This window comes from Pseudoglutamicibacter albus, from assembly GCF_031458175.1.
GTDB lineage: Bacteria > Actinomycetota > Actinomycetes > Actinomycetales > Micrococcaceae > Pseudoglutamicibacter > Pseudoglutamicibacter albus.
The window spans coordinates 1,558,464-1,571,564 of sequence record NZ_JAVDXX010000001.1; the positions used below are offsets into that span (position 1 = coordinate 1,558,464).

At 59.1% G+C, this 13,101-nt stretch carries 7 protein-coding genes; 2 read left to right on the plus strand and 5 right to left on the minus strand.

What is annotated here, in order from left to right; translation table 11 throughout:
• Nucleotides 1-122: 122 nt before the first annotated feature.
• Together J2S67_RS06850 and rpoB are read right to left on the minus strand one after the other, a co-directional pair.
• The gene (locus J2S67_RS06850; RefSeq protein WP_239447246.1) at nt 123-4,010 is read right to left on the minus strand and encodes a DNA-directed RNA polymerase subunit beta'; all 3,888 of its coding nucleotides are present in this window, start codon (nt 4,008-4,010) and stop codon (nt 123-125) included.
• A 134-nt stretch (nt 4,011-4,144) separates the two neighbouring features.
• Entirely contained in the window at nt 4,145-7,651 is a 3,507-nt protein-coding gene (gene rpoB / locus J2S67_RS06855; RefSeq protein WP_070490817.1) for a DNA-directed RNA polymerase subunit beta, read from the minus strand.
• A 393-nt stretch (nt 7,652-8,044) separates the two neighbouring features.
• Between rpoB and J2S67_RS06860 the strand changes: the two genes are divergently transcribed.
• Nucleotides 8,045-9,235 carry an acetyl-CoA C-acyltransferase gene (locus J2S67_RS06860; RefSeq protein ID WP_310248769.1) on the plus strand — a complete coding sequence of 397 codons (1,191 nt, stop codon included), beginning with the start codon at nt 8,045-8,047 and terminating at the stop codon, nt 9,233-9,235.
• Nucleotides 9,236-9,371: 136 nt separating this feature from the next.
• Here J2S67_RS06860 and rplL read toward each other — a convergent pair whose 3' ends face one another.
• Nucleotides 9,372-9,746 (minus strand): 50S ribosomal protein L7/L12, encoded by a 375-nt coding sequence (rplL, locus tag J2S67_RS06865; protein ID WP_035758013.1) that lies wholly within the window; start codon nt 9,744-9,746, stop codon nt 9,372-9,374.
• A gap of 125 nt (nt 9,747-9,871) precedes the next feature.
• Entirely contained in the window at nt 9,872-10,387 is a 516-nt protein-coding gene (gene rplJ, locus J2S67_RS06870) for a 50S ribosomal protein L10 (protein WP_035758011.1), read from the minus strand.
• A gap of 352 nt (nt 10,388-10,739) precedes the next feature.
• Here rplJ and J2S67_RS06875 point away from each other — a divergent pair, with 352 nt between their 5' ends.
• A complete protein-coding gene (locus J2S67_RS06875) occupies nt 10,740-11,996 on the plus strand; it encodes an integrase catalytic domain-containing protein (RefSeq protein WP_176744705.1) in 1,257 nt (418 codons plus the stop codon).
• Nucleotides 11,997-12,249: 253 nt separating this feature from the next.
• Here the strand turns inward: J2S67_RS06875 and rplA are convergent, their stop codons facing one another.
• Complete coding sequence (gene rplA, locus J2S67_RS06880) at nt 12,250-12,954, minus strand: 50S ribosomal protein L1 (RefSeq protein ID WP_035758009.1); 705 nt, start codon at nt 12,952-12,954, stop codon at nt 12,250-12,252.
• Nucleotides 12,955-13,101: the final 147 nt, after the last annotated feature.

The window sequence follows — 13,101 nt, forward strand, 5'->3', positions numbered from 1 at the left end:
GCCGGAGAATAAACAGCTCTTAACGCCGATGCGGCAGGCACCTCCCCTACGGAAGGCACCCGCCGCATCGTACTTGTTCTCAGCTAACCGGCGCTTACGTCACCAGCCAGCGAGGCTAGAGATCAGTTGAAGTCCTGACCGAAGTTGCCGTACTCCTCCATCGAGATCGCGGAGAACTCGCCACCGAACGCTTCCATCCCCTGATAATCGAAACCAGAGAAAGCGGATGGGCCGGAGTAGAAGGAAGCCTTCGCTTCCTCAGTCGGCTCAACATCAACCTGGGTGTAGCGATCCAAGCCAGTACCGGCAGGGATCAGCTTACCGATGATGACGTTCTCCTTCAGACCCAACAGCGGATCAGACTTAGCCTCCATAGCGGCCTGGGTCAGAACGCGCGTGGTCTCCTGGAAGGACGCGGCGGACAGCCACGACTCGGTAGCCAGCGAAGCCTTGGTGATACCCATGAGCTCGTCACGGCCCGATGCCGGGCGGGCGCCTTCAGCGACAGCCTTACGGTTAGCAGCCTGGAAGACCGCACGGTCAGCCAGCTCACCAGGAAGCAGATCCGTGTCACCCTGATCAATCACGGTGATGCGGCGCAGCATCTGGCGAACAATAACCTCAACGTGCTTATCGTGAATACCCACGCCCTGAGACTGGTACACAGCCTGAACCTCACGGACCAGGAACTTCTGTGCCTCACGCGGGCCAAGAACACGCAGAACCTGCTTCGGGTCAATAGCACCCGCAGCCAGCTGCTGGCCAACGTCCACGTGATCGCCTTCCTCAACCAAGAGGCGGGAACGACGCAGAACAGGGTAGGCCTCTTCCTCAGAGCCATCATCCGGGGTCACGATAACGCGCAGGGCGCGCTCGGTGTCCTCGATCGAGACACGACCAGCAACCTCGGTGATCGGCGCCAAGCCCTTAGGCGTACGCGCCTCAAAGAGCTCCTGAATACGAGGCAGACCCTGGGTAATATCGCCAGACTCAGCAACACCACCCGAGTGGAAGGTACGCATCGTCAACTGGGTACCAGGCTCACCAATCGACTGAGCCGCAACAATACCCACGGCCTCACCGATATCAACGAGCTTGCCGGATGCCAGCGAGCGGCCGTAGCACAACGCACACGTACCAACCGCGGAATCACACGTCAGAACCGAACGGACATTGACCTCGTCAATACCGGCATCGAAGAGGCGCTGAATCAGGACATCGCCCACGTCCTCGCCGGCCTCAGCCAACAGCTCACCGTTGGCGTCCACAACATCCTTGGCAAGGGTGCGGGTGTACGCCGAGTTCTCGACCGTCTCATGCAGAGTACGGACACCGTTGACCTCATCCGCGATAGCGACCTTAAGGCCACGGCGGGTACCACAGTCATGCTCACGCACGATGACGTCCTGAGAAACGTCAACCAGGCGGCGCGTCAAGTAACCCGAGTTAGCGGTCTTCAACGCGGTATCCGCAAGACCCTTACGGGCACCGTGAGTAGCGATGAAGTACTCAAGAACCGTCAAACCTTCACGGTAGGAAGACTTGATCGGGCGAGGAATAATCTCACCCTGCGGGTTCGACACCAGACCACGAATACCGGCAATCTGGCGCAACTGCAGCCAGTTACCGCGAGCACCGGAAGTCACCATGCGGTTAATGGTGTTGTACTTCTCCATGCCCTCCTGCATCTTGGAGGCAACCTCCTCGGTGGCCTGAGTCCAGATGTCAATGAGTTCGGTACGGCGCTCATCATCAGCGATCAGACCCATCTCAAACTGAGTCTGAACCTTCTGAGCACGCTCCTCATACGGGGCCAGGATCGCGGCCTTGTCCATGTGAGAGGTCACGTCAGAGATCGCAACCGTGACACCCGAGCGGGTGGCCCACTCGAAGCCCTTGTCCTTGAGGTTATCGAGGGTACGAGCAGTATCGACCTTCGGGTAACGCTCAGCGAGGTCATTCACGAGGTCACCCAAGGTGCCCTTGGTAGCGACCTCAGCGAACCACGGATAGTCCTCAGGCAACGTGTCATTGAACAAGGCGACACCCAGAGTGGTCTCCAGAAGCGCCGGCTTGCCTTCAACCCAACCCTCAGGGGCAGGCTGCGAAGCCGACGGAACAAAGTTATCCACCGCAATCGTGCAGACCGCGTTCAGATCAAGCTCGCCCGCATCGAACGCCATGATCGCTTCAGCAACAGAAGAGAAGCTACGGCCCTCACCAACAACACCCTCACGGCGGGTAGTCAAGTGGTTCAAACCGATGATCATGTCCTGCGCAGGCAACGCAACCGGGCGGCCATCCGAAGGCTTCAGAATGTTGTTCGAAGACAACATCAGGATGCGCGCCTCAGCCTGAGCCTCAGGGCTCAACGGCAAGTGCACAGCCATCTGGTCACCATCGAAGTCAGCGTTGAACGCTGCACACGCCAGTGGGTGCAACTGCAGAGCCTTACCCTCAATGAGCTGCGGCTCAAACGCCTGAATACCCAGGCGGTGCAGGGTTGGTGCACGGTTCAACAGAACCGGGTGCTCAGCGATGATCTCTTCAAGAACATCCCACACCGCAGGGCGGAAACGCTCAACCATACGCTTAGCTGCCTTGACGTTCTGAGCGTGGTTCAGATCAACCAGGCGCTTCATCACGAACGGCTTAAACAGCTCAAGCGCCATCTGCTTAGGCAGACCACACTGGTGCAGCTTCAACTGCGGACCAACCACGATGACCGAACGGCCAGAGTAGTCAACACGCTTACCCAGCAGGTTCTGACGGAAACGACCCTGCTTACCCTTGAGCATGTCAGACAGCGACTTCAGCGGGCGGTTACCCGGGCCAGTCTGCGGGCGGCCACGGCGACCGTTGTCAAACAACGAGTCAACCGACTCCTGCAACATGCGCTTCTCGTTGTTCACGATGATCTCTGGAGCGCCCAGATCCATGAGACGCTTCAAGCGGTTGTTGCGGTTGATCACACGACGGTAGAGGTCGTTGAGGTCCGAGGTAGCGAAACGGCCACCATCAAGCTGAACCATAGGGCGCAACTCCGGCGGAATCACCGGAACAGCGTCAAGGACCATACCCTCAGGCGAATTATCGGTCGTCAAGAAAGCGTTAACAACCTTCAGACGCTTGATCGCGCGAGTCTTACGCTGACCCTTACCGGTAGCGATCACCTCACGCAGCGCCTCTGCCTCTTCCTCGAGGTTGAAGTTCTGCAGGCGCTTCTGGATCGCCTCAGCACCCATCAAGCCCTCAAAGAACAGGCCATACTTGGCGCGCATCGTGCGGAACAGCGACTCGTTACCTTCAAGGTCACCCACCTTGATGGTCTTGAAACGCTCCCACACCTCGGTGAGACGCTCAATCTCGGCGTCCGCATTCTTACGGACGTTCGCCATTTCCTTCTCAGCGGCGTCGCGAGCCTTCTTCTTCTCAGCAGCCTTAGCGCCCTCACCCTCAAGGCGAGCGAGCTCTTCCTCAAGCTCCTTAGCGATCTCAGCGATATCAGCGTCACGCGTGTTAGCGATGTTCTTGATCTCAACATCGTGAGCAGCCTGCAAGTTCGGCAGCTCCTCGTGACGGCGTTCCTCATCAACCGAGGTGATCATGTACGCCGCAAAGTAAATAACCTTCTCGAGGTCCTTCGGCGCCAAATCAAGCAGGTAACCCAAACGCGAAGGAACGCCCTTGAAGTACCAAATATGCGTCACAGGAGCAGCCAACTCGATGTGGCCCATACGTTCACGGCGAACCTTAGAACGGGTCACCTCAACGCCACAACGCTCACAAATAATGCCCTTGAAACGGACACGCTTGTACTTACCGCACGAGCACTCCCAGTCACGCGTAGGACCGAAAATCTGCTCACCAAACAAGCCATCCTTCTCAGGCTTGAGTGTGCGGTAGTTAATGGTCTCCGGCTTCTTAACCTCGCCGTAGCTCCATTCGCGGATCTGTTCAGCCGTAGCCAAACCAATACGCATCAATCCGAAAGTCGATTCGGTGGACATAAGTCCTTACTCTCTTTCGTCAAAAAAATTGAAGTCTTCATCAGGTGGTTCACCAGCCCAGCAACACAACCAGACTGGACAAAGGTCCGTAGCCGGTGGCGGGCACCCCAGCCCGCCACCGCATCGAGCGCTACTTAGACCTCATCAACCGAGCTCGGCTCAACATTGGACAAGTTGATACCCAGCTCCTCTGCGGCCCGGAAGACTTCCTCGTCCGCATCGCGCATCTCAATCGTCTCGCCGTCGGTCGAAAGAACCTCAACGTTCAGGCACAGCGACTGCATTTCCTTCAACAGAACCTTGAAGGACTCCGGAACGCCAGGGGCAGGGATGTTATCGCCCTTAACGATCGCCTCGTAGACCTTCACACGGCCGTGGATATCATCCGACTTGACCGTCAGCAGCTCCTGCAGGGTGTATGCCGCGCCGTACGCCTCAAGCGCCCACACCTCCATCTCGCCGAAACGCTGACCACCGAACTGGGCCTTACCACCCAACGGCTGCTGCGTAATCATCGAGTATGGACCGGTCGAGCGAGCGTGGATCTTGTCATCAACCAAGTGGTGCAACTTGAGGATGTACATGTAACCCACGGAGATCGGCTCCGGGAACGGCTGGCCGGAGCGGCCATCGAACAGGGTCGCCTTACCGGAGTTATCGATCAGACGCTCGCCGTCACGGGACGGCAGAGTGTGGTCCAGCAGACCCCGGACTTCCTCTTCCTCAGCACCGTCGAAGACCGGGGTGGCAACCTTGATCGGAGCCTGCTCACGCGGCAGGTTCGGAAGGTTCTTGATCCACTCAGGTTCACCTTCGATGTTCCAGCCCTGGGATGCGGCCCACCCGAGGTGCAACTCCATGACCTGGCCCAGGTTCATACGGCCCGGAACACCCATTGGGTTCAGGATCACGTCGACCGGGGTACCGTCAGCCATGAACGGCATGTCCTCAACCGGGAGGATCTTGGAGATGACACCCTTGTTACCGTGGCGGCCAGCGAGCTTGTCACCAACCGTGATCTTGCGCTTCTGTGCAACGTAGACACGGACCAGCTGGTTCACACCTGGTGGTAGCTCGTCGTCATCGTCGCGATCGAAGATGCGGACGCCGATGACGGTACCGGACTCACCGTGCGGGATGCGCAGCGAGGTGTCACGGACTTCGCGAGACTTCTCACCGAAGATCGCCCGCAGCAAGCGCTCCTCCGGGGTCAGTTCGGTTTCACCCTTAGGTGTTACACGACCCACGAGGACGTCGCCGGCTTCTACCTCAGCACCGATGTGGATGATGCCGCGCTCATCGAGCTGCGAAAGCACTTCCTCGGACACGTTCGGGATGTCGCGGGTGATCTCTTCAGCGCCGAGCTTGGTGTCACGGGCATCGACCTCGTATTCCTCGATGTGGATCGAGGTGAGGACGTCGTCGGAGACCATGCGCTCGGAGAGGATGATCGCGTCCTCGTAGTTGAGGCCTTCCCAGGACATGAACGCAACGAGCAGGTTCTTACCGAGCGCGAGCTCGCCCGCCTGGGTTGCTGGGCCATCAGCAATGAGGGCCTGAGCTTCCAGCCGGTCCCCTTCCGTGACAACGACCTTCTGGTTGTAGCCGTTGCCCTGGTTGGAGCGGGCGAACTTCATGATCGGGTAGTTCGTCTGCGTACCGTCATCGTTCATGACGGAGACGAGGTCAGCCGAAACACTTGTGACAACGCCTGGCTTCTTCGCCAGAACCGCGTCGCCGGAGTCAACCGCGAGGTACTTCTCCATACCGGTACCCACGATTGGGGAATCCGGCTCCAGGAGCGGAACGGCCTGACGCTGCATGTTCGCGCCCATGAGCGCGCGGTTGGCGTCATCGTGTTCGAGGAACGGAATCAGTGCGGTCGCTGCGGAAACCATCTGGCGTGGCGAGACGTCCATGTAGTCGATCTCGTTCGGAGCGACCAGGACTGGTTCGCCGCCGCCACCGCGTTCACGGCAGAGAACGAGGTCTTCTTCGAAGGTGCCGTCTTCTGCCAGCGGCGCGTTTGCCTGCGCGATCTGGTATTCGAGCTCTTCGTCTGCGGTCAGGTAATCGACGTGCTCGGTCACCACGCCGTCAACAACGCGACGGTACGGGGTTTCGATGAAGCCGAAGGAGTTGATGCGACCATAGGTTGCGAGCGAGCCGATCAGGCCAATGTTCGGGCCTTCCGGGGTCTCGATCGGGCACATGCGGCCGTAGTGAGACGGGTGAACGTCACGGACTTCCATGCCTGCGCGGTCACGGGAGAGACCGCCTGGGCCCAGAGCCGAGAGGCGGCGTTTGTGGGTCACGCCAGCCAGTGGGTTGTTCTGGTCCATGAACTGCGAGAGCTGGGAGGTTCCGAAGAACTCCTTGATCGCAGCAACCACCGGGCGAATATTGATCAGGGTCTGCGGGGTGATCGCCTCGACGTCCTGGGTGGTCATACGTTCACGTACAACGCGCTCCATACGGGACAGGCCGGTGCGGACCTGGTTGTCGATCAGTTCGCCGACCGCGCGGATGCGGCGGTTGCCGAAGTGGTCGATGTCATCGACGTTGATCGGGATGTCGGTCTCTTCGCCCTTGCGTACACCCTTGATGGTGCGCTCGCCTGCGTGGAGGGCGACGATGTAGCGGATCATCGCTACGATGTCGGCCTCGGTCAGAACGGAGGACTCTGGGGTGTCCATCGGCATGTCCATGCCGAGCTTGCGGTTGAGCTTGTAGCGGCCCACCTTAGCGAGGTCGTAGCGCTTCGGGGTGAAGTACATGTTCTCGAGCAGGTTGCGTGCCGCTTCAACGGTCGGCGGCTCGCCTGGGCGCAGCTTGCGGTAGATGTCCAGCAGCGCTTCTTCCTCGGTGTGGACGGTGTCCTTCTCGAGGGTGATGCGGATCGACTCGTAGTCGCCGAACTCTTCGAGGATCTGGGATTCGGTCCAGCCGAGGGCCTTGAGCAGTACCGTCACGGACTGCTTGCGCTTACGGTCGAGGCGGACACCGACCTGGTCGCGCTTATCGATTTCGAGCTCGAACCAGGAACCACGCGACGGGATGATGCGCGCGGAGTAGATGTCCTTATCGGAGGTCTTGTCTGGGGTGCGCTCGAAGTAGGCACCTGGGGAACGGACCAGCTGGGACACAACGACGCGCTCGGTTCCGTTGATGATGAACGTTGCGTTGTCGGTCATGAGCGGGAAATCGCCCATGAAGACCGTCTGCTGCTTGATTTCGCCGGTCTGGTTGTTCATGAACTCGGCACGCACATAGAGCGGTGCCGAGTAGGTGGCGTCGCGGTCTTTGGCTTCCGCGATCGTGTACTTAGGGTCCGCGAATTCTGGCTCGGAGAAGCTCAGGGACATGGTGCCCTGGAAGTCTTCGATGGGTGATATCTCTTCGAAGATCTCGGCCAGCCCTGGTACTCGTGGGACGCTGGTGTCCCCTGTTTCTTCTGCCTTCGCTACGCGCTGCTGCCAGCGTTCGTTACCGATGAGCCAGTCGAACGATTCGGTCTGCAGTGCTAGCAGATCCGGGACGTCGAGGGGCTCGTGGATTTTCGCGAAGGAGATGCGGCCCGCTGCGGCGGCGGTACGAGCCGATGTAGCGGTTGAGTTCTGAGAGGTGCTCGAGGCGACCAAAGGTTTTCCTTCCACAGACCGTCATGTTTCCGGGTGCGGCTTTGCCCTCGCTATGCGTATTCTCTATGCGTTGACTAGCTGGTGAGGCTAGGAATTCGCGTGAGGTTGTAAACGCCTGATGAGACGTTAAAACATCGACCCACCGCTATATGAAGGTCGATGTAACAGGACAAGAAGAGCCGCAACGATCCATCTTAGCGCAGTTCGTCAAGCGTGTCGAATAGTATTTTGAGCTCGCGTGCGTGATACCGAGCACGATGCCTGCCGGGCTTGCGTGGCTAGCACACCTTCGATCGTGAGATGCTGGTCACATTCGTGTGCGTTTTTCTTACGATGGAGGTTCATATGTCCGGTGGCGTGACTGGCGATTCCACCCCTGGTGGCTTGCAAGGTATGGCGGCTTTGAGCGGGCGCGACGCGGTGATCATTGGTGCCGCGCGTACGCCTTTTGCGCGTCTTTTGGGCGAGCTCAAGGATTTTTCTGCCGCTGCGCTGGGTGGGCGCGCTATCGAGGCTGCGCTCGGCAGGGCCGGGGTCGGCGCGGAGTGTGTCGAGGCCGTAGTGATGGGGCAGGCGGTTCAGGCTGGATGTGGGCAGAACCCCGCTCGGCAGGCAGCCCTTTCGGTTCCGGGCCTACCTGCATCCGCTCATGCTGAGACGGTCAACAAGGTGTGCCTTTCTGGTCTTTCCGCGGTGATTCACGCCGCCCGCCTTGTTCGCCTAGGTGAAGCTGATGTTGTGGTTGCTGGCGGGATGGAGTCGATGTCGAATGCACCTCATCTTTTGCCGGGCTCCCGCACTGGCTGGAAGTACGGGGACGTAGCCGTGGTCGATTCGCTGGCTCATGATGGGCTTACGGATGCGGCTGATCAGGTCTCGATGGGCTCGCTGACTGATGCCGGCAACGTGACTCGCGAGATTTCGCGGGCTGAGCAGGATGCGGTGGCCGCCGCCTCCCACCAACGAGCGACTTCTTCCCGTGAGCACCTGCAGCAAGAGATCGCCCCTGTTGAGTGGGAGGATCGCCGCGGCCGACAGCATACTGTCACAGATGATGAGGGTGTGCGTGAGGATACGAACGCTGAGGCCTTGGCTCAGCTGCGACCGGCATTCTCGAAAGAAGGAACCATCACTGCCGGGAACTCCTCTCCCCTATCGGATGGAGCAGCGGCCGTGATCGTGACTTCGCGCATCTGGGCTGAACAGAACGACGCGACCATACTGGCGACCATCGGCGAGGCAGGCCAGGTTGCCGGGCCGGATAATTCTCTGCACTCCCAGCCGGCCCGAGCGATCAAGAGGGCCCTCGAACGTTCCGGCATCGATCAGGGCGCCCTCGATGTCATAGAAATCAACGAGGCTTTCGCATCCGTGTCCGTGCAGTCCCAACGCGAGCTAGGTGTGGACGCAGAGGACGTGAACGCATGGGGTGGCGCGATCGCCTTGGGCCATCCACTCGGGGCGAGTGGCGCACGCCTCGTTGTGACAGCGTGCTACCAACTTGAGGAGAACGGCGGAGGCACCGCGGCCGTCGCGCTGTGTGGCGGCGGAGGTCAAGGCGAAGCACTCTTGCTGCACCGCTAGTCTGCCGCCCCTACCTCCCCCCATCATCAGCCAGGGCCCTTAACAAGGTTTGGCCCGTGCCACCAAATAGTGACACGGGCCAAACATTCATTCACTGTGAGCGGCGCACTGTCACGCCGCGGCGAGTGAAAGGAAATTACTTGAGGGTGACGGTTGCGCCAGCGCCCTCGAGAGCTTCCTTAGCCTTCTCTGCATCTTCCTTGGAGACGCCTTCGAGAACAGCCTTAGGAGCGCCGTCAACGAGCTCCTTAGCTTCCTTGAGGCCTAGGGAGGTCAGGCCGCGAACTTCCTTAATAACGCCAATCTTCTTATCGCCAGCGGCTTCGAGGATGACGTCGAATTCGGTCTGCTCTTCAGCGCCGCCTGCGGCACCGCCTGCAGCAGGAGCTGCAGCAACAGCAGCTGCGGTGACGTCGAAGGTCTCTTCGAACTGCTTAACGAACTCGGAGAGTTCGAAGATGGTCATTTCCTTGAACGCGTCAAGGAGCTCTTCGGTGGTGAGCTTCGCCATAGTGGCGTCCTTTCGTCGATGCGGAGGCTTTGCTCCGCGTAAAAGCTTGTCGGTTGAAACTGTTGGGCTCAAGCGTCCCGCGCCGCAACGGATGTTGCGGGACAACGGATGCTACGGAACCGTGACTACTCTGCAGCTGGGGCTTCGGCGGTTTCGCCGGCCTCTTCGCGCTTGAGACGCAGCGCATCGATGATGCGTGCAGCAGCGGATGCTGGTGCCTTGAGGACACCGGCAACACGAGCCAGCTGGTGTTCGACGGACTCGAGAGCAGCAAGATCCTTGATCTGCTCAGCGTCCATCTTCTGGCCGTCGTAGTAGCCGCCCTTGATGATGAGCTTCTCGTGGTCCTTAGCGAAATCGGTGAGGCTCTTAGCGGCTGCAACTGCATCTCCGCGTACAAACGCGATAGCAGTTGGGCCGTTGAGCATGCCCTCGAATGCGTCGACACCGGCGTTCTTAGCAGCGATCTCGGTCAAGGTGTTCTTGACGACTGCGTACTTAGTGTCTGGGCCCATGGAGCGGCGAAGCTCCTTGAGCTGTTCCACGGTGAGCCCACGGTATTCGGTCAGGACTGCAGCCGAGGACTCCTCGAAGTCCTTGGTGATCTCCGCTACGGCGATCTCCTTGACGTTCTTAGCCATGACACTCCTTCCGGGGTTCTAAGATGGTTCATCCCGGTTGGTTGCCCCGAAAAGCAAAATAGCCCTGGCACATAGGCACAGGGCTACACGGTGAACATCGACGGCGCTGATCGCCTCGGTTCGTGAAGAATCTGTCCCTACGTGGGCTGCCCTGCAAGTGCGGGAACCTTCGATGAGCGCACGCGCCCATAACCAACGGTCTTTGGTACAGCGTCCAGTCTAACGCAATGGATCACGATGCGCCAATCGGCGGCGTACCTTACATATATTGATCGCGTAGCTACAGTCGTGCCTCACATACTTTGAGCGCGTACTCCTACGCTGAACAAGTATGAACAAGGGTGTGGTCTCAATGTCGACACGTATCGAAGTCACCAAACAACTCAAACGGGCCTACAAAACCGCGACGAGGTCCGAGAAGTCTGTGATTCTGGATCAGTTCTGCGCAACCACCGGGCTGTCCCGAGTATCAGCCAGACGGTATCTCACCAGCCCACACCTGGGCGTGAAGAATGTGACGAAAGTTGATCGTCGTCGGCATCGCCCGACGAAGTACTCGGCAGCCTCGAAACGGGTGCTGGTGTGGCTGTGGCGGGTCATGATGTACCCGTGCGGGAAATACATGTGTCAGATGCTCCCCGAATGGATCAGCCGGCTTGAAGCACATGGCGAACTCAGCCACGGTGAACACGACTACACGCCTGCGGTACGTGCCGAACTGCTTGAGATGTCTGCCGCGACGATCGACCGATATTTACGAGAGCACCGGCAGTCACTGGAGTTGAAAGGGATCTCTGCCACCCGTTCTGGCGCGCTGTTACGCACCTCGATCATGATCCGGAAAGCCGGCGACGAGGCAGAGCATGAGCCCGGCTTTCTGGAGTGTGACACGGTCGCGCACTGCGGCCCCACACTGAAAGGTGAATTCGCCAGAACTTTGACCGCCACTTGTGTGCAGACGGGATGGACCCACCTGGAAGTGTTACGGAATAACGCACGTGTACACATGCTCGCCGCCCTCACCCGCATGGAAGCTGCGTTACCGTTTGATATTGCTGGGCTCGACTGCGATAACGGGTCGGAGTTCATCAACGACCAAGTGATCGAGTGGGCAGGTGACCGGAAGATCTTCTTCACAAGAGCCAGGCCTTACAAGAAGAATGATCAAGCCCTCGTCGAGTCAAAGAACAACCATATTGTCCGTAAATACGGTTTCTACTACCGTTACGACACCCCAGATGAGCGGGACGTGCTGACACTGTTATGGCAGGCAGTGATGCTGAAGATGAACTTCTTCACCCCCACCAAGAAACCTGTCGGTTGGAGCGTGGACGGGCAGGGGCGTAGACGGCGCGTGTATGACGACCCGAAGACCCCGTACCAGCGTCTGCTCGACTCTGGGCTGCTCTCTGTAGCTCAAGAACGAGCGCTGCGGGCGCAGTACGCGAAGCTCAACCCGGTCGAACTCACGCGTGACATTGTCCGGTATCAGGACATGCTCATCACCAAAGCCAGTTGGAAGACTGAGGTCCTCACAGCTGAGGTCGAAGACGCGAAACAGAACCGACGGAAACGACAAACCGGTGGGGTGAAACTCCATACTGCCTAAGCAGGGCTACGCAATCAATCTCTGTGAGGCACGACTAGGGCTACGCGATCAACTTGACATGAGGCACTACGATCGGCAGACGCCGGTAGCGCAACCAGCCAGCACTCTTCCCGATCAGCGCTCCCCGCGATGCGCCACCAGGGCCCGTATCCCTAGCTTCAGGCTAGAGGGACACAGCATTAAACACGTTGTCCCCGGCCATTCGCATGACCGGGGACAACGCTATGTTTCGTCGGCGACTAGCCGCGTGGTGCTAGCTGCGGACAGTGACGGTTGCTGGGTCCAGTGGAACGCCAGGACCGAAGGTCGTAGCCAGGGTGGCCTTCTTGATGTAGCGGCCCTTGGAAGCGGATGGCTTCAGGCGGTTGATTTCCTCAACAGCAGCCTTGAAGTTCTCTTCCAGAGCGTTCTGGTCGAAGGAAGCCTTACCAACGATGAAGTGGAGGTTGGAGTGCTTATCAACGCGGAAGTCGATCTTACCGCCCTTGATGTCACCAACAGCCTTAGCAACGTCCATGGTGACGGTGCCAGTCTTAGGGTTTGGCATGAGGTTACGCGGGCCGAGGATCTTACCGAGGCGGCCGACCTTACCCATCATGTCTGGGGTGGCTACTGCGGCGTCGAAGTCGGTCCAACCGCCCTGGATCTTCTCCATGAGGTCATCGGAACCAACGAAGTCTGCGCCAGCTTCACGAGCTGCGTCAGCGTTCGGACCAGCAGCGAAGACCACTACGCGGGCGGTCTTACCGGTGCCGTGTGGGAGGTTCACGGTGCCGCGAACCATCTGGTCAGCCTTACGAGGGTCAACCGAAAGGCGGAATACAGCCTCAACGGTTGCGTTACCCTTCGAAGCGCTCGTGGTCTCCTTGATCAGAGCCAGAGCCTCTTTCGGCTGGTAGAGCTTGCCGTCTTCAATCTTGGCGGCTGCTTCCAAATATGCTTTGCTGCGCTTTGCCATCTGCGTCTTTTCTCCTTGTGCAGTTGTGGTACCCGGGCCGCGCTCGACCCTTCCCACTCCCCTTCACGGGGCATGATGCTTATATCTGTAACGGGTTCAGTCCACGCTCACACTGTGTGTTTGGTTCGCGTGTTTGAACCGCGCGCC